16 protein-coding genes are annotated in these 17,329 nt (G+C 45.3%); 12 read left to right on the forward strand and 4 right to left on the reverse strand.

Annotated elements, in window-relative coordinates; translation table 11 throughout:
• Positions 1 to 24 precede the first annotated feature (24 nt).
• The 7 genes from atpF to glmU all read left to right on the forward strand — a co-directional run bounded on the left by atpF (position 25) and on the right by glmU (position 6,900).
• Positions 25 to 495, forward strand: a complete 471-nt coding sequence (gene atpF, locus ACQEXP_RS15900) for a F0F1 ATP synthase subunit B (protein WP_269378253.1) — start codon at positions 25 to 27, stop codon at positions 493 to 495.
• 14 nt (positions 496 to 509) lie between these two features.
• A complete protein-coding gene (gene atpH / locus ACQEXP_RS15905) occupies positions 510 to 1,043 on the forward strand; it encodes a F0F1 ATP synthase subunit delta (protein ID WP_269378252.1) in 534 nt (177 codons plus the stop codon).
• Positions 1,044 to 1,056: 13 nt separating this feature from the next.
• Entirely contained in the window at positions 1,057 to 2,598 is a 1,542-nt protein-coding gene (gene atpA / locus ACQEXP_RS15910) for a F0F1 ATP synthase subunit alpha (RefSeq protein ID WP_269378251.1), read from the forward strand.
• A 43-nt stretch (positions 2,599 to 2,641) separates the two neighbouring features.
• Complete coding sequence (gene atpG, locus ACQEXP_RS15915) at positions 2,642 to 3,508, forward strand: F0F1 ATP synthase subunit gamma (RefSeq protein ID WP_269378249.1); 867 nt, start codon at positions 2,642 to 2,644, stop codon at positions 3,506 to 3,508.
• A gap of 35 nt (positions 3,509 to 3,543) precedes the next feature.
• Positions 3,544 to 4,947 (forward strand): F0F1 ATP synthase subunit beta, encoded by a 1,404-nt coding sequence (atpD, locus tag ACQEXP_RS15920; protein ID WP_269378248.1) that lies wholly within the window; start codon positions 3,544 to 3,546, stop codon positions 4,945 to 4,947.
• An 18-nt stretch (positions 4,948 to 4,965) separates the two neighbouring features.
• Complete coding sequence (locus ACQEXP_RS15925; RefSeq protein WP_006879261.1) at positions 4,966 to 5,388, forward strand: F0F1 ATP synthase subunit epsilon; 423 nt, start codon at positions 4,966 to 4,968, stop codon at positions 5,386 to 5,388.
• 150 nt (positions 5,389 to 5,538) lie between these two features.
• Entirely contained in the window at positions 5,539 to 6,900 is a 1,362-nt protein-coding gene (gene glmU, locus ACQEXP_RS15930; protein WP_269378246.1) for a bifunctional UDP-N-acetylglucosamine diphosphorylase/glucosamine-1-phosphate N-acetyltransferase GlmU, read from the forward strand.
• A gap of 62 nt (positions 6,901 to 6,962) precedes the next feature.
• On the opposite strand, the gene ACQEXP_RS15935 is transcribed toward glmU, so the two are convergent.
• Entirely contained in the window at positions 6,963 to 7,703 is a 741-nt protein-coding gene (locus tag ACQEXP_RS15935; protein ID WP_269378245.1) for an amino acid ABC transporter permease, read from the reverse strand.
• Positions 7,704 to 7,796: 93 nt separating this feature from the next.
• Between ACQEXP_RS15935 and ACQEXP_RS15940 the strand changes: the two genes are divergently transcribed.
• Positions 7,797 to 8,573: a transporter substrate-binding domain-containing protein gene (locus ACQEXP_RS15940; protein WP_426970902.1), complete on the forward strand. Its 777-nt coding sequence runs from the start codon at positions 7,797 to 7,799 to the stop codon at positions 8,571 to 8,573.
• Between the two features lie 54 nt (positions 8,574 to 8,627).
• Here ACQEXP_RS15940 and punC read toward each other — a convergent pair whose 3' ends face one another.
• The gene (gene punC, locus ACQEXP_RS15945; protein ID WP_426970903.1) at positions 8,628 to 9,827 is read right to left on the reverse strand and encodes a purine nucleoside transporter PunC; all 1,200 of its coding nucleotides are present in this window, start codon (positions 9,825 to 9,827) and stop codon (positions 8,628 to 8,630) included.
• A gap of 154 nt (positions 9,828 to 9,981) precedes the next feature.
• Here punC and punR point away from each other — a divergent pair, with 154 nt between their 5' ends.
• Complete coding sequence (gene punR / locus ACQEXP_RS15950) at positions 9,982 to 10,884, forward strand: DNA-binding transcriptional activator PunR (RefSeq protein ID WP_269378240.1); 903 nt, start codon at positions 9,982 to 9,984, stop codon at positions 10,882 to 10,884.
• Positions 10,885 to 10,937: 53 nt separating this feature from the next.
• Here punR and fadA read toward each other — a convergent pair whose 3' ends face one another.
• The gene (gene fadA / locus ACQEXP_RS15955) at positions 10,938 to 12,113 is read right to left on the reverse strand and encodes an acetyl-CoA C-acyltransferase FadA (RefSeq protein ID WP_138972885.1); all 1,176 of its coding nucleotides are present in this window, start codon (positions 12,111 to 12,113) and stop codon (positions 10,938 to 10,940) included.
• A gap of 14 nt (positions 12,114 to 12,127) precedes the next feature.
• Positions 12,128 to 14,299: a fatty acid oxidation complex subunit alpha FadB gene (gene fadB / locus ACQEXP_RS15960; protein WP_426970904.1), complete on the reverse strand. Its 2,172-nt coding sequence runs from the start codon at positions 14,297 to 14,299 to the stop codon at positions 12,128 to 12,130.
• A 272-nt stretch (positions 14,300 to 14,571) separates the two neighbouring features.
• On the opposite strand from fadB, the gene ACQEXP_RS15965 reads away from it, so the two are divergent.
• Genes ACQEXP_RS15965 through hemG form a run of 3 tightly spaced genes read left to right on the forward strand, consistent with a single transcriptional unit; the run spans position 14,572 to position 17,235 of the window.
• A complete protein-coding gene (locus ACQEXP_RS15965; RefSeq protein WP_426970905.1) occupies positions 14,572 to 15,195 on the forward strand; it encodes a YigZ family protein in 624 nt (207 codons plus the stop codon).
• Positions 15,196 to 15,240: 45 nt separating this feature from the next.
• Positions 15,241 to 16,698 (forward strand): TrkH family potassium uptake protein, encoded by a 1,458-nt coding sequence (locus ACQEXP_RS15970; RefSeq protein ID WP_331417304.1) that lies wholly within the window; start codon positions 15,241 to 15,243, stop codon positions 16,696 to 16,698.
• Between the two features lie 9 nt (positions 16,699 to 16,707).
• Complete coding sequence (gene hemG, locus ACQEXP_RS15975; RefSeq protein WP_426970906.1) at positions 16,708 to 17,235, forward strand: menaquinone-dependent protoporphyrinogen IX dehydrogenase; 528 nt, start codon at positions 16,708 to 16,710, stop codon at positions 17,233 to 17,235.
• Positions 17,236 to 17,329 lie beyond the last annotated feature (94 nt).

The raw sequence follows: 17,329 nt of genomic DNA on the forward strand, positions 1-17,329 counted from the left end.
GTCCGAATAGAAGGGGTAGCTGTTGTGAATATGAACGCAACTCTGCTAGGTCAAGCAATCTCGTTTGCACTATTTGTGTGGTTCTGCATGAAGTATGTATGGCCACCATTGATGCAAGCGATTGAAGAACGTCAGAAGAAAATCGCTGACGGTCTACAAGCAGCTGAACGTGCTGCTAAAGACTTGGATCTAGCACAAGCAAACGCTTCTGAGCAGTTGAAAGAAGCGAAGCGCACAGCAACTGAGATCATCGAGCAAGCGAACAAGCGTAAAGCTCAAATTCTAGATGAAGCTCGTGAGGAAGCTCAGACTGAACGTCAGAAAATCCTTACTCAAGCAGAAGCTGAACTTGAAGCCGAACGCAACCGTGCGCGTGATGAACTGCGCAAACAAGTTGCAACTCTGGCTGTAGCTGGTGCTGAGAAAATCCTTGAGCGTGCTATCGATAAAGATGCGCAAAAAGATATTCTCGACAACATTACTGCAAAACTTTAAGTCTGGGGGCGCATATGTCTGATTTGACTACAATCGCACGCCCCTATGCTAAAGCAGCCTTCGACTTTGCTGTAGATAAAGGCCAACTAGACCAATGGGGTCAAATGTTGTCTTTTGCTGCTGAAGTCGCTAAGAACGAACAAATGAAAGAGCTCTTAACGGGTTCTGTTTCAGCAGACAAACTTGCTGAAATATTTGTTGCAGTTTGCGGCGAACAAGTTGATGCGCATGGTCAGAACCTTCTGAAGGTAATGGCTGAGAATGGTCGTCTAGCGGCCCTTCCTGATGTATGTAAGCAGTTTATTGCTCTTAAAAAAGAGCATGAGAAGGAAATTGATGTGGAAGTGATTTCTGCATCTGAACTTTCTGATGAACAACTTGCAAATATCAGCAGCAAACTTGAGCAGCGCCTTGAGCGCAAAGTAAAGCTGAATTGCAGTGTAGATGAGACCCTACTTGGTGGGGTTATAATTCGAGCCGGAGACTTAGTCATCGATAATTCAGCGCGTGGTCGTTTGAACCGCCTGAGCGATGCATTGCAGTCTTAATGGGGATTGGAGCATGCAACTTAATTCCACGGAAATTAGCGATCTAATCAAACAACGTATCGAGTCATTCGATGTTGTTAGTGAAGCTCGCAACGAAGGTACTATCGTATCGGTAAGCGATGGTATCATCCGCATTCACGGCCTAGCGGACGTGATGCAAGGTGAAATGATTGAATTACCGGGTGGCCGTTATGCACTAGCACTTAACCTTGAGCGTGACTCGGTTGGTGCGGTAGTAATGGGTCCATATGCTGACCTTAAGGAAGGCATGAAAGTTACAGGTACTGGTCGTATTCTTGAAGTACCAGTTGGTCCTGAATTGCTTGGTCGTGTTGTAAACACGCTAGGTGAGCCAATTGATGGTAAAGGTCCAATCGAAGCGAAACTGTCTTCACCTGTAGAAGTAATCGCACCAGGTGTAATCGACCGTAAATCGGTAGACCAACCTGTGCAAACTGGTTACAAATCTGTTGACTCAATGATCCCAATCGGTCGTGGTCAGCGTGAGCTAGTAATCGGTGACCGTCAGACTGGTAAAACAGCGATGGCGATCGATGCGATTATTAACCAGAAAAACTCTGGTATTTTCTCAATCTACGTAGCAATCGGTCAGAAAGCATCGACTATTGCTAACGTGGTTCGCAAACTGGAAGAGCACGGCGCGCTAGCTAACACTATCGTTGTTGTTGCATCTGCTTCTGAATCTGCTGCGCTACAATACCTAGCGCCATACGCAGGTTGTGCGATGGGTGAATACTTCCGCGATCGCGGTGAAGATGCACTGATTGTTTATGATGATCTATCTAAGCAAGCGGTAGCTTACCGTCAGATCTCTCTACTACTAAAACGTCCACCAGGCCGTGAGGCATTCCCAGGTGACGTATTCTACTTACACTCGCGTCTACTAGAGCGTGCAGCTCGCGTAAGCGAAGAGTATGTAGAGCGTTTCACTAACGGTGAAGTGAAAGGTAAGACTGGTTCTCTAACTGCTCTACCAATCATTGAAACTCAAGCAGGTGACGTTTCAGCATTCGTACCGACTAACGTAATCTCGATTACCGATGGTCAGATCTTCCTACAAACTGAGCTATTCAACGCAGGTGTACGTCCAGCTGTTGACCCAGGTATCTCAGTATCTCGTGTAGGTGGTTCAGCGCAGACGAAAATCATCAAGAAGCTATCAGGCGGTATCCGTACTGCACTAGCTCAGTACCGTGAACTAGCAGCGTTTGCTCAGTTCTCTTCTGACCTTGATGAAGCTACGAAGAAACAGCTAGACCACGGTCAAAAAGTTACAGAACTAATGAAGCAGAAGCAGTACGCTCCAATGTCTGTATTTGACCAAGCGCTAGTAATCTTCGCTGCAGAGCGTGGCTATTTAGCAGATGTTGAACTAAGTAAACTGCTAGATTTCGAATCGGCTCTACTATCGTACGCTCGCGGTCAATACGCTGATTTCGCAGCTGAGATCGACAAGACGGGTGCATACAACGATGAAGTTGAAGCGCAGCTTAAGAAGCTGACTGATGACTTCGTAGCAACCCAAACTTGGTAATAGGTCGGTGGCAGTCTCTGCCACCAACTAATGGAGAGTAACGATGGCCGGCGCAAAAGAGATACGTAATAAAATCGGTAGTGTTAAAAGCACGCAGAAAATTACGAAAGCGATGGAAATGGTAGCAGCTTCAAAAATGCGTCGTTGTCAAGACGCAATGGAAGCTTCTCGTCCATACGCTGAAACAATGCGTAAAGTGATCGGTCACGTAGCAAACGCGAATCTAGAGTACCGTCATCCGTACCTAGAAGAGCGCGAAGCGAAGCGAGTTGGTTACATCATCGTTTCTACAGACCGTGGCCTGTGTGGTGGTTTGAACATTAACGTGTTCAAGAAAGCAATCACCGATATGCAGGCTTGGAAAGAGAAAGGTGCTGAAGTTGAACTAGCACTTGTTGGTTCTAAAGCGACATCCTTTTTCAACAACAGTGGCGCTAAAGTAGCTGCTCAAGTTTCAGGCCTAGGTGATCAACCTAGCCTAGAAGACTTAATCGGTTCTGTAAGCGTAATGCTAAAGAAATACGATGAAGGTGAATTGGACCGTCTGTATGTTGTTTTCAACAAGTTTGTGAACACCATGGTTCAACAACCAACGATCGATCAATTGCTACCTTTGCCTAAATCAGACAGCAAAGAGATGCAGCGTGAGCATTCATGGGACTACATCTATGAGCCTGAACCAAAACCTCTACTAGATACACTTCTAGTGCGTTACGTAGAGTCTCAGGTATACCAAGGTGTTGTTGAGAACCTTGCTTGTGAGCAAGCGGCTCGAATGATTGCAATGAAGGCTGCAACCGATAATGCAACAAACCTGATTGAAGACTTAGAACTTGTGTACAACAAAGCCCGTCAGGCTGCGATTACACAAGAACTGTCTGAAATCGTTGGTGGTGCAGCTGCGGTTTAAGCATAGGTAAAACGAAATAGTTTAGAGGATTAACGATGGCTACAGGTAAGATCGTACAGATCATCGGTGCGGTAGTCGACGTAGAGTTCCCACAGAGCGAAGTACCTAGTGTATATGACGCTCTAAACGTTACTGAATCAAAAGAGCGTCTAGTTCTTGAGGTTCAACAACAGCTAGGCGGTGGCGTAGTTCGTTGTATCGTTATGGGTAGCTCTGATGGTTTACGTCGTGGAGTTGAAGTTGTAAACACTGGCGCTCCAATTTCAGTACCAGTAGGTACTAAGACCCTAGGTCGTATCATGAACGTACTTGGTGATGCGATTGACGAGCGTGGTGAAATCGGTGCAGAAGAGTCTTACTCTATTCACCGTGAAGCACCAAGCTACGAAGAGCAATCTAACGAGACTGCTCTACTAGAAACTGGCGTTAAAGTAATCGACCTAGTTTGTCCATTCGCTAAGGGTGGTAAAATCGGTCTATTCGGTGGTGCTGGTGTAGGTAAGACCGTTAACATGATGGAACTTATCAACAACATCGCACTACAACACTCAGGTCTATCTGTATTCGCAGGTGTAGGTGAGCGTACTCGTGAGGGTAACGACTTCTACTTCGAAATGCAGGAAGCAGGCGTTGTAAACGTTGAGAAGCCAGAAGAATCAAAAGTAGCGATGGTTTACGGCCAGATGAACGAGCCACCAGGCAACCGTCTACGTGTTGCACTGACTGGTCTAACAATGGCAGAGCGTTTCCGTGACGAAGGTCGTGACGTTCTACTGTTCGTTGATAACATCTACCGTTACACGCTAGCAGGTACTGAGGTATCAGCACTTCTAGGCCGTATGCCTTCTGCGGTAGGTTACCAGCCTACACTAGCAGAAGAGATGGGTGTTCTTCAGGAGCGTATCACGTCAACTAAGCAAGGTTCTATCACGTCTGTACAGGCAGTATACGTACCAGCGGATGACTTGACTGACCCGTCTCCAGCAACAACGTTCGCGCACTTAGATGCAACGGTTGTACTTAACCGTAACATCGCTGCAATGGGTCTATACCCAGCGATCGACCCACTAGATTCGACTTCTCGTCAGCTAGACCCGCTAGTAGTTGGTCAAGAGCACTACGACATCGCTCGTGGCGTTCAGTCTACTCTACAGCGCTACAAAGAGCTGAAGGATATCATTGCGATTCTAGGTATGGACGAGCTATCTGAATCAGATAAGCAAGTTGTATCTCGTGCACGTAAGATTGAGCGTTTCCTAACTCAGCCTTACCACGTAGCGGAAGTATTTACTGGCGACCCAGGTGTTTACGTACCTCTTAAAGAGACTCTACGTGGCTTCAAAGGTCTACTAGCTGGTGATTACGATGACATTCCAGAGCAAGCGTTCATGTACTGCGGTACGATTGACGATGCTATCGAGAATGCGAAGAAGCTATAAGGCTAACTAGGAGGCGATATGGCAGCAATAACCTTTCACCTAGACGTTGTTAGCGCAGAGAAGAAAATCTTCTCTGGCCTAGTTGAAACGTTTCAGGTGACCGGTAGCGAAGGTGAGCTTGGTATTTTCCACGGCCACACACCGCTGCTGACCGCTATAAAGCCTGGTATGGTGCGTATTGTTAAACAGCACGGCCACGAAGAAATCATTTATGTTTCTGGTGGTATGGTAGAAGTTCAGCCTGGTACAGCGACTGTACTGGCTGATACCGCTATCCGTGGTGAAGAGCTAGACGCAGCGAAGGCAGAAGAAGCGAAACGTCGTGCTGAGGAGAATATCCAGAACCAGCATGGCGATATGGACTTCGCTCAAGCGGCCAGTGAACTGGCTAAAGCCATTGCTCAGCTACGAGTTATCGAGCTGACAAAACAGCGTCGTTAATCGACAACGTTGTTTTAAGAGATAAAGGCGGTCGTAAGGCCGCCTTTTTGCTTATTTTTTAACGTAAATTTTTCCTAATCAATTAACTAATTACCGATTAGTGTCTAAAATACCCCTTCAGATTTAGAACAACGTCCAACAGGTAACTCAATGAAATTTAGCGCGGTCATTCTCGCAGCGGGTAAAGGTACTCGCATGTATTCTAATAAGCCTAAAGTGCTGCACACTTTGGCGGGTAAGCCTATGGTCAAGCACGTTATAGATACCTGTAACGGTTTAGGCGCGCAAAATATTCATTTGGTTTACGGCCATGGTGGCGATCAAATGCAGACTGAGCTTGCAAGCGAGTCAGTTAACTGGATCTTACAAGCTGAGCAATTGGGGACAGGGCATGCGGTTGATCAAGCCTCTCCACAATTTGAAGATGATGAAAAAATCTTAGTTCTTTACGGTGATGTACCTCTGATCTCTGAAGAGACCATTGAAAGTCTGCTTGATGCTCAACCAACAGGTGGTATTGCCCTTTTGACGGTCGTGCTTGATAACCCTATGGGTTATGGTCGAATTGTTCGTCGCAACGGTCCTGTTGTCGCGATTGTTGAGCAGAAAGATGCAACAGAAGAGCAGAAGCTAATTAAAGAGATCAATACCGGTGTAATGGTAGCAACTGGTGGTGATCTTAAGCGTTGGTTATCCGGTCTAAATAATAACAACGCTCAGGGTGAATACTACCTTACAGACGTTATTGCTGCTGCGCATGATGAAGGTCGTGCAGTTGAAGCTGTTCATCCTGTAAACCCTATCGAAGTTGAAGGGGTGAATGATCGTGCACAGTTGGCTCGTTTAGAGCGAGCTTTCCAATCTATGCAAGCTCGTAAGTTGTTAGAGCAGGGTGTTATGTTGCGTGACCCAGCACGATTTGATCTGCGTGGTGAGCTGCAATGTGGTATGGATTGTGAAATTGATGCTAACGTTATTATCGAAGGTAATGTCTCACTGGGTGATAACGTCATTATCGGTGCGGGTTGTGTCCTTAAAGATTGTGAAATCGACGACAACACCATTGTTCGTCCTTACAGTGTGATTGAAGGTGCAACAGTGGGTGAAGAGTGTACGGTGGGTCCATTTACCCGTTTGCGCCCAGGTGCAGAACTGCGTAATGATGCGCACGTTGGCAACTTTGTTGAAGTGAAAAACGCTCGTATTGGTGAAGGTTCCAAAGCCAATCACCTTACGTACCTTGGTGATGCTGAAATTGGTCAGGGAACAAATATCGGTGCTGGTGTGATTACTTGTAACTACGATGGCGCAAACAAATTCAAAACAGTTATCGGCAATGATGTGTTTGTGGGTTCAGACTGTCAGCTGGTGGCGCCTGTAACGATTGCAGATGGTGCAACGATTGGTGCTGGTACGACGTTGACAAAAGATGTGTCAGAAGGTGAATTAGTCATCACTCGAGCTAAAGAACGTAAAATTTCTGGTTGGCAACGTCCGGTTAAGAAAAAATAACCAATACCGCTAACTCAATATGAAAGCCGCTATTTTTAGCGGTTTTTTTATTTGTCTAAGTACTAATGACTTGGTACTTGAATGCGCTTTTCTAACCAGCGGACTGCTTGTGAAACAATTAGAATCAGCACTAAATATTCTAAGACCAGAAAGGTATAGATTTCTAAAGGTAAGTACTCATTAACCACCAGCTCATTGGCACGACGAGTTAAATCGCTTAGACCAATAACACTGACCAGTGAACTCATTTTGAGAATATAAACGAACTGATTTCCAAGTGGGGGCAGAATTTGCCTAAAAGCTTGAGGAAGAATCACAAAACGCATTTTCTGCCAATAGTTGAGCCCTAGCGCTTCGGCCGCTTCATGTTGTCCACGATTTATCGCTTGAATCCCACCTCTAAAGACTTCCGCCATAAATGCGCTTTCCGCAATGGTAAGCGCGATAACACCGGCCCAGAAGTGATTTAAAGTGACATCTAACAAGGTCGGCATTCCATAGTAAACCCAAAGTAGCAGTACCAACACAGGTATCGAGCGAACCGATTCTACGTAGACTCGATTGATCATTCTTAGAGGCTTTAGTGGAGAGAGTGCCGGTAATGAAACTAAAAAGCCTAAGGTCATCGCCAGTAACATACTGAGCAACGAAACCTGAATCGTATCGCTAAATCCAGCGACGAGAAACTTGAGGTTCGTTTGACCTTGTGACGTTGTTGGATCCAATACATACCAGCCCCATTGATAGTCTGAGCAGCCGGTTAGGAGTAGAGCGGAAACAATCGATAAATAACGAGAAGTCACATTACACCTTGTATTGACTAATAATATTCCTTTGTAGCTGCTATGTTATCAAATGAACCGACGTTAAGCTTAATAAACTTAGGGATTAATATAATGAAGAAATACATCTTAGCACTTGGAATGTGCTTATTGTCTGTTGGTCAGGCTATGGCGGAAATAAGTCGATTGCAGGAAATCCTTGATAAGGGGATTTTACGGGTCGGCACCACAGGCGATTGGAATCCAATGACGATGAAAGATCCTGCGACCAACAGTTATCGAGGATTTGATATCGACGTAACGACAGAACTGGCTAAAGATTTGGGCGTGGAAATAGAGTATGTGGCCACGGATTGGAAGACCTTAGTCAACGGTATTACAGCCAATAAATATGATATTACGGGGAGTGCCTCTCTGAATATGTCGCGAGCTAAAGTCGCTGGTTACAGTCAGCCATATTTTTATCTAGCTTTTGTTCCTGTCGTGCAGAAAAAAGATTTAGAGAAATTTTCTGATTGGAGTGATTTTGACAAAGCGGACGTGAAAGTGGCGGCGACCTTGGGCACAGTACAAGAGAAGATGGTCAAAGAGTTCTTTCCAACTGCGCAGCATATTGTCATCGAAGCACCTGCAAGGGATTTTCAGGAGTTATTGGCACGTAGAGCCGATGTCTCTGTAACTTCAAATGTGGAAGCGGCAACCTTGGTGGAAAAATTCCAACAGTTAGCGATCGTACCAGTCAAAGAACCACGTAAACCGACGCCAATCGCAATGCTACTCCCTCAAAATGACCAGGTGTGGATTAATTACATTAACCACTGGGTAGAGCTAAAGAAAACACAAGGTTTCTTCAAGCGCACTGCTGAAAAGTGGGGCCTTAAAAGTTTGTAACTACTTACTATAAAAAAGAGCCGCTTAGTGAAGCGGCTCTTTTTTTGTTATTGATTACTCGTCACTCACAACTCGAGCATTATCGGGAGTAGTAAAATGCTGCGAGAGTTCTCGGTTAGAAATGATGTAGCCAGCCCATAGACCACCCATACAGATGATGATCGCAATGCCAGTTACAAACTGGGCCTGACTCGCCATCGCCGCAACTAAGGCACTCGACAAGCTACTAACGCATATTTGCACACTATTCTGTAGACCAGCCGCTGTTGCTGGGCTTTGCTGTGCACTGGCTAGCGCTCGATTGACTACGATTGGGTAAAGTGCACCATTCGCGACAGCGATCAAACAGAATGGTGCCAGAATTGGCCATATTGAACTGAGTTGCCATTGTGAGGCAATAAAGATCAGTAGTGAGGCAACGCTAAACAAGCCGATTAACTGGCGTAGCACTTTCTCATCACCAAATTTTTTCACACCTACTTTGCCAAGATAGCCACCAGCCATAAAGGCGATGGTTTGCGGAATAAAGCTCAGACCAATATCTTTGGCTTCGTACCCTAGCTGAGCCATGATTTCTGGCATACCTGTCAGGTAAGCAAAGAATGCCGCAGAAGCCGTCGCAAACATAAAAACGTTACCCAGATAAGTTTTTGAGCCGAGTAGCGCTTTGATATCGCTAGATACGCTGGTTTGCTTAGCTTCAACTTGCTCGTTGCGCTGCATCATTGTCGCTGCTACCAGAACAACACCGACCGCCGTCAGAGTGAAGAAAATGCTATGCCAGCCAAAGCTATCTGCGAGTAGGACGCCTAGCTGTGGAGCCAGAGCAGGAGACAACGCAACCAAAGGCATGATTGTGGCAAAAATTTGTTGGCTACTGCTTGAGTAACGCTTGATAACCATTGCCTGCCAGATAACAGCAGGAGCACAAACACCAATAGCCTGTACAAAGCGTAAGGTCAGTAATTGCCATACTTGATCGCTAAATGCTAAACCTAGTGAGGCTAGAGTAAAGATGACCAGACCAGCTGCGAGTGTATTGCGGTGGCCAAATTTGTCAGAAGCCAGGCCCCATAAAAGCTGGCCGATAGCCATACCAGAAAGGAAGACAGTTAAAGAGAGCGCGATCTGTTCAGGGCCAGTAGCAAAGTCTGCTTCCATTGTTTTGAAAGCAGGCAAGTACATATCAGTAGCGACAAAGCCAAGCATAGATAGGGCTGCAAGGTAGAATAATTGTAGTTTTGAAATAGTCATGATTTTTCCAATCAAATTATTTAATCATTAATTGCTCAGTATCAGTTGGCGCCAACCCTGATTTTTATGCCTTGCTATTCTATTTTTCGATTTAAAGGAAATAAAACGCTAAAATTGTTAGTTATCAATCAAAAAATTTGAAAGGTTGAGTGTTATGTACTCAAAGTCATCATTGGAGATGCTGGATACCGTTGCCCGTCTTGGTAGTTTTACGGCTGCCGCAGAAGTGCTGCATAAAGTGCCTTCGGCGATTAGTTATGGCGTTCGCCAAGTAGAGCAAGAGTTAGATGTTGTTCTGTTCCGTCGTTTACCGAGAAAAGTAGAGCTCACGCCTGCGGGAGAGCTCTTTATCGCTGAGGCGCGTATGCTTCTTAGACAGATGGCGGAGATTCAGTCTCAAACGCGTCGAGTTGCTCATGGTTGGCAGTCAACACTCAAGTTAACCTTAGACAACGTAGTCAAACTCGATAAGCTGAAGCCGCTCGTCGAAAGCTTTTACCAAGAGTTCGAATTTGCCGAACTGCAAATCAACATGGAAGTGTTTAATGGTTCATGGGAGGCAATAGCCCAAGAGCGAGCAGACATTGTGATTGGTGCGACATCTGCGATACCAGTTGGTGGTGATTTTGAGGTTAGAGACATGGGGGTGCTTGACTGGGCGTTTGTTATGTCTCCAGCCCATCCTTGTGTGAGGGAACAATACTTATCAGAAGAGTTTGTTAGTCAGTTCCCTGCAATTTGTCTTGATGATACTTCGAGCGTGTTACCTAAACGTCATACTGGGCATTATCCTAAACAGCGTCGCTTATTGTTACCTAACTGGTACAGTGCTATCGAATGTTTAAAAAATGGAGTCGGAGTGGGTTATATGCCTCGTCATATTGCCATGCCGTTGATCCACGAAGGTGTGCTGGTGGAGAAGACATTGCCTGATGAAAAGCCACTGAGTCAGTGCTGCCTTGTATGGCGTAAAGATGATAACCATAAGCTGATCCAATGGATGATCGATTACTTAGGATCATCGAACCAATTGCACCAAGATTGGTTGAAGTATTGATCAAATAAAAAAACGCCAGCTTCCGCTGGCGTTTTTGATCTTTTCGGTTGATGTTACGGACGCTCAAATACAGTAGCGATACCTTGACCAAGACCGATACACATAGTTGCTAGACCATACTTAGCGTCTTTAGCTTCCATTAGGTTGATCAGAGTCGTTGAAATACGCGCGCCAGAACAGCCTAGTGGGTGACCAAGTGCAATAGCACCGCCGTTAAGGTTTACTTTTTCATCCATGACATCAAGCAAGCCGAGATCTTTCGCACATGGAAGAGACTGAGCCGCAAACGCTTCGTTCAGTTCCACGACATCCATATCTTCAATCGTTAAGCCTGCTCGTTTGAGAGCTTTATGAGTCGCAGGGACAGGACCGTATCCCATAATCGAAGGATCGCAACCTGCAATCGCCATACCTTTAATGCGAGCACGGATAGTTAAGCCTAACTCGTTCGCTTTCTCTTCGCTCATGATCAGCATTGCTGAAGCGCCATCTGATAGAGCAGAAGAAGTACCAGCGGTCACAGTGCCGTTGGCTGGATCAAAGACAGGGCGAAGTTGAGATAGACCTTCTACCGATGTTTCAGGACGAATCACCTCGTCATGATCGAGAGTAAACAGAGTGCCATCAGCGGCATGTCCCTCAGTTGGTAGAATTTCATTCTTAAAACGGCCTTCTAGGGTTGCTGCGTGTGCACGAGCATGTGAACGCGCTGCAAACTCGTCTTGCTGCTCTCGGCTAATGCCATGAAGTTTACCAAGCATTTCAGCTGTTAAACCCATCATACCAGCGGCTTTAGCGACGTTTTTAGACATGCCTGGGTGGAAGTCAACGCCGTGGTTCATTGGTACGTGACCCATATGTTCCACACCACCAATTAGGCAGATTTCGGCATCACCCGTCATGATAGCGCGCGCGCCATCGTGCAAAGCTTGCATTGATGAACCACATAAGCGGTTGACAGTGACTGCACCAATTTCAATCGGCAACCCAGCTAGCAGAGCGGCGTTACGTGCAACGTTGAAACCTTGCTCCAGAGTTTGTTGTACACAACCCCAGTAAATATCTTCAATCTCGCTCGGATTGACCTGAGGGTTGCGCGCCAAAATCCCTTTCATTAGATGTGCAGAGAGATCTTCAGCTCGAGTATGACGGAAAGCACCACCTTTAGAGCGACCCATTGGAGTACGTAGACAATCTACAATTACAACATTTCTTTTATGCATAGACATTTGAGAATCTCTCCTTAGATTGAACCTTGCTGTTGAGTGCCGTAGAAAGTTTCACCCTTAGCTGCCATATCGATAAGTAACTGAGGAGCTTGATACATTGCACCTAGATCAGCGTACTTCTTGGTCATTTCGACAAACTCAGCAATGCCGATGCTGTCTAGGTAGCGGAATACACCGCCACGGAAAGGAGGGAAGCCTAGTCCGTAAACTAAAGCCATATCGGCTTCTTGTGGTGAAGCAATGATGTTTTCTTGTAAACACAGAACAACTTCATTGATCATAGGTACCATCATACGTTCAACAATGGTCTGGTCATCGAACTCATTTGGCGCGCTGCACACGTCAGCAAGCACTGGCAAGATATCTTCACTAAAGGTTTTCTTTGGCTTACCGCGTTTATCTACACTGTAGCTGTAGAAACCATTGCCGTTCTTCTGACCGTATTTATCTGCTTCGAACAGTGCATCAATAGCATCACGTTCGTTTTTGCCCATTCGCTCTGGGAAACCTTGAGCCATAACAGCTTGAGCGTGATGAGCGGTATCAATACCAACAACATCCAGCAGGTATGCTGGACCCATTGGCCAGCCAAACTGACGTTCCATGATCTTATCGATTTTAGTGAAGTCTGCACCGTCACTAAGAAGTTTGCTGAAGCCTCCAAAGTATGGGAATAGAACACGGTTTACAAAGAACCCTGGACAGTCATTAACAACAATTGGAGATTTACCCATCTTCGCAGCGTAAGCAACGACACGGTTGATGGTTTCATCTGAGGTGTGCTCACCGCGAATGATCTCAACCAGTGGCATTCTGTGCACAGGGTTAAAGAAGTGCATACCACAGAAGTTTTCTGGACGTTTTAATGATTTCGCTAATAGATTGATTGGAATTGTCGAAGTGTTTGACGTGATAACCGTGTCATCGTTGACGTAAGATTCCACCTCACTGAGCACCGCCGCTTTCACTTTAGGGTTTTCGACTACCGCTTCAACAATAACATCCGAGTTTTCGATCCCTGCGTAATGTAGGCTTGGCGTGATTGAAGCAAGAATTCCCGCCATTTTGAAACCATCGATGCGGCCACGTGAAAGACTCTTATTCAATAGCTTAGAGGCTTCATTCATACCTAGGTCGAGTGATGGTTGAGCGATATCTTTCATTAAGACAGGCACGCCTTTCAACGCTGATTGATAAGCGATACCACCACCCATGATGCCAGCCCCAAGCACTGCCGCGCGTTGGGTATCTTTGTTGGCTGACTTAGCGGCTTTTTTCGCGATACCTTTAATATACTGATCGTTGAGGAATAGCCCGACCAGAGATTTTGCTTCTTCAGACTTAGCCAGCTTAACAAAGTAGCGGCGTTCAACATCCAGAGCTTCATTTCGAGCTAAGCGAGCGCCTTCTTCGATTGTCTTCACCGCTGTCATTGGCGCTGGATAATGTGGCCCAGCTTTTTGTGCGACTAGCCCTTTTGCCATCGTGAAGCTCATCATTGACTCGAGCTTGCTCAATGAAAGAGCCGAGGTTTTTTGTTTACGGCGTTCTTTCCAATCTAGCTTTTCATTAATTGCTTGCGTAAGTGTTGTAATCGCTGATTCATATAGTGAGTCAGTTTCTACAATGGCATCTAACAAGCCTATTTTTAGTGCTTCGTCTGCTCGGCAAGCTTTACCCTGAGTAATCACTTCCATAGCGCTGTCAGCACCGATAACGCGAGGAAGACGAACACAACCACCAAAACCAGGCATGATACCGAGTCTTGTTTCAGGTAAACCTATGCTGGTGGTCTTATCACCAATACGGATATCGGTAGCGAGTACACACTCACATCCACCACCCAAAGTATGGCCTTTCAGCACGGATAGCGTTGGTACAGGTAGATCTTCAAGCTTGTTGAAAATGCTGTTTGCAAATTGCAGCCACTGATCGAGTTCAGCTTCAGGTTTAGCAAATAGACCTAAAAATTCAGTGATATCGGCACCAACAATAAATGCCTCTTTATCTGAGGTCAGTAACAGGCCTTTTAGAGAACTGTGGGCATACAAGGCGTCTAGTGCTTTATCCAGTGATTCAAGAGTGGCAAGGTCGAGCTTGTTAACGGAAGCTGGGGCACAGAAGCTCAGTTCAGCGATTCCGTCTTGTAATTCCTTTACCTGTAGGTTTTTGGCTTGGTAAATCATTGTCTATCTCCATGACATACAATCTTGGATTGCGTGTATAGCTGCTAAAAGTCGGCACAAATAACTCGTGTGCTTTCAGTGAGCCGCTATAAAGGAAAGTGGTTTTATTTTTATTCTGGTTAGACCAGTTGTTTTAGTTTGGACTCGCCACTGGTTAAATTCAATACATTTTTTAAACAAGTGTTTAACATTGTGCGCTTGGACATATCTTAGGCGGCGTTCAAATTGCTCTCATGCTAAACTGGCGAGACGATCTCAAATGAACTGATGACATGAATGACCAACCCTATTTAATCCCAGAACAAGCCGTCATATTTGAAGAAGAGATAAAGAAAAGTGTTTTTATCACTTATCTTGCCCACACTCCTTCAATTGAAGCAGCTAAAACGTTCGTTGAGCAGATCAAAGCTAAACATGCTGATGCACGTCATAATTGTTGGGGATTTGTCGCTGGTCGCCCAGAAGATTCGATGAAGTGGGGGTTTAGTGATGATGGTGAACCGTCAGGAACAGCAGGGAAACCAATCTTGGCTCAATTGTCTGGATCTGGCGTTGGTGAAATAACCGCAGTAGTCACGCGTTATTCCGGAGGAATTAAGCTGGGTACAGGCGGATTAGTAAAAGCTTATGGTGGAGGGGTACAACAAGCTCTCAAGCTGCTTCAAACAATTGAGAAAAAAATAACCACTGAGCTATTACTAGAGTTAGACTATGGGTTTATGCCGATCGCTCAATCTATTCTCCCGCAATACGGAGCACAAGAGGTAAGCGCGGAATATAGTGAATCGGTCAAAATGCTGGTCGAGATAGAAGTTCGTCAGGTGAAGGACTTTACCCAAACCATCATTAATAAAAGCGCTGCCAAGGTACAGATAACGCCTTTGGACAAATTATAAGATAATCAGGAAGTCGGAAGCTACGCTTCATACATCAGTCTATTCATGCAATTTCGATCAATTATCCGCATCGTAGGGCTTCTTCTCGCCCTTTTCAGCATTACTATGCTCGCTCCTGCGTTAGTCGCGCTGATCTATCGCGATGGTGCAGGTGTTCCTTTTGTCACAACTTTTTTCGTACTGTTGTTTTGTGGTGCTGTTTGTTGGTTCCCTAATCGTCATCATAAACACGAATTAAAGGCTCGTGATGGTTTTCTGATAGTCGTCTTGTTCTGGACGGTACTTGGTAGCGCAGGTTCTATTCCATTCTTAATTGCTGACAACCCCAATGTGTCAGTAACAGATGCCTTTTTTGAATCTTTCTCTGCACTGACAACGACAGGTGCCACCGTGATCGTTGGCTTAGATGATCTGCCGAAAGCTATCCTATTCTATCGTCAGTTCCTCCAATGGTTTGGTGGGATGGGTATCATCGTATTAGCCGTAGCGATTCTACCTGTGCTAGGTATCGGTGGTATGCAGCTGTATCGAGCTGAAATTCCAGGCCCAGTAAAAGATTCAAAAATGACACCAAGAATTGCTGAGACAGCAAAAGCGCTATGGTACATATATTTGAGTTTAACCATCGCTTGTGCAGCGGCATTTTGGTTTGCCGGAATGACACCATTTGATGCGATAGGCCATAGTTTTTCTACCATTGCGATTGGTGGTTTTTCTACTCATGACGCCAGTATGGGTCACTTCAATAGCTATGCGATCAATATGATTACCGTCGTATTCTTACTGATCTCTGCGTGTAACTATTCACTCCACTTTGCAGCGTTTGCATCTGGTGGTGTACACCCTAAATACTATTGGAAAGATCCCGAGTTCAGAGCTTTTGTCTTTATACAAATACTGCTGTTTGTTGTGTGTTTCTTGATCTTATTGAACCATCACACCTATGACTCTATATATGATGTGTTTGATCAGGCCTTGTTTCAGACAGTCTCTATTTCAACCACGGCTGGATTTACAACAACAGGATTTGCGGATTGGCCGCTATTTTTGCCGGTACTACTTCTTTTTTCGTCATTTATTGGTGGTTGTGCGGGCTCTACGGGCGGCGGCATGAAAGTTATTCGTATCCTTTTGCTAACACTCCAAGGGGTTCGCGAGCTAAAACGTCTTGTCCATCCTCGTGCAGTCTATACCATCAAGGTCGGCGGTAGCGCTCTGCCACAAAGAGTCGTTGATGCTGTATGGGGATTCTTCTCTGCATACGCGCTAGTGTTTGTCGTCTGCATGTTAGGGCTGATTGCGACAGGTATGGACGAGTTAAGTGCATTCTCCGCAGTCGCTGCGACATTGAACAACTTAGGTCCTGGCCTTGGAGAAGTCGCGCTCCACTTTGGAGATGTGAATGATAAAGCCAAATGGGTGCTGATCGTCTCTATGCTATTTGGACGTTTAGAAATCTTCACCCTATTAATATTACTTACGCCTACTTTCTGGCGTAGCTAAGGAGAGAGTGTGGCCAAAGCATTATTCCTTTACTCAACTCGTGAAGGTCAAACCAAAAAAATCTTTCATCATATAAGAGAGCAACTCTCAGACTACGAATGTGACTTTGTTGACCTTCATACGACAGAACGTGTCGACTTTGAACAGTATGAGCGAGTACTAGTAGGAGCATCGATAAGATATGGGCATCTTAATAAGAAGCTATACCAATTTATCGAGAGCAACCTACGGGCTTTGCAATCGAGTAGAGCTGCTTTTTTTTGTGTGAACCTGACCGCCAGAAAAGAAGACCAAGGCAAAGATACGCCAGAAGGCAGTGCTTATATAAAAACGTTTCTCAAGAAATCTTCTTGGCAACCCGAGTTAATTGGTGTGTTTGCTGGTGCGCTCTATTACCCTCGTTACAACTGGTTTGATAGAACCATGATTAAATTCATAATGAGTATGACAGGCGGAGAAACCGATACCAGCAAGGAAGTAGAATATACTAACTGGGAAAAGGTCACTCTTTTTGCCAATAAGTTTAAAAATATGTAAACAAAAGGGCGGTTTTTACCACTTTTAGATCGAAAATTAATCGAACAACAAAAAAGTCAGAAAAAACACAAAAAAGGGGTTGCCAAGTTTATTC

Origin of the sequence: Vibrio sp. TRT 1302 (assembly GCF_050113875.1) — a bacterium.
Taxonomy (GTDB): Bacteria; Pseudomonadota; Gammaproteobacteria; order Enterobacterales; family Vibrionaceae; genus Vibrio.

Coding starts and splice junctions, on each gene's coding strand:
- ACQEXP_RS15970 (WP_331417304.1), top strand. CDS start 15,241: ATGCAATTTCGATCAATTATCCGCATCGTAGGGCTTCTTCTCGCCCTT.
- punR (WP_269378240.1), top strand. CDS start 9,982: ATGTACTCAAAGTCATCATTGGAGATGCTGGATACCGTTGCCCGTCTT.
- ACQEXP_RS15965 (WP_426970905.1), top strand. CDS start 14,572: ATGAATGACCAACCCTATTTAATCCCAGAACAAGCCGTCATATTTGAA.
- ACQEXP_RS15925 (WP_006879261.1), top strand. CDS start 4,966: ATGGCAGCAATAACCTTTCACCTAGACGTTGTTAGCGCAGAGAAGAAA.
- ACQEXP_RS15940 (WP_426970902.1), top strand. CDS start 7,797: ATGAAGAAATACATCTTAGCACTTGGAATGTGCTTATTGTCTGTTGGT.
- atpG (WP_269378249.1), top strand. CDS start 2,642: ATGGCCGGCGCAAAAGAGATACGTAATAAAATCGGTAGTGTTAAAAGC.
- atpA (WP_269378251.1), top strand. CDS start 1,057: ATGCAACTTAATTCCACGGAAATTAGCGATCTAATCAAACAACGTATC.
- glmU (WP_269378246.1), top strand. CDS start 5,539: ATGAAATTTAGCGCGGTCATTCTCGCAGCGGGTAAAGGTACTCGCATG.
- fadB (WP_426970904.1), bottom strand. CDS start 14,299: ATGATTTACCAAGCCAAAAACCTACAGGTAAAGGAATTACAAGACGGA.
- atpH (WP_269378252.1), top strand. CDS start 510: ATGTCTGATTTGACTACAATCGCACGCCCCTATGCTAAAGCAGCCTTC.
- punC (WP_426970903.1), bottom strand. CDS start 9,827: ATGACTATTTCAAAACTACAATTATTCTACCTTGCAGCCCTATCTATG.
- fadA (WP_138972885.1), bottom strand. CDS start 12,113: ATGTCTATGCATAAAAGAAATGTTGTAATTGTAGATTGTCTACGTACT.
- atpD (WP_269378248.1), top strand. CDS start 3,544: ATGGCTACAGGTAAGATCGTACAGATCATCGGTGCGGTAGTCGACGTA.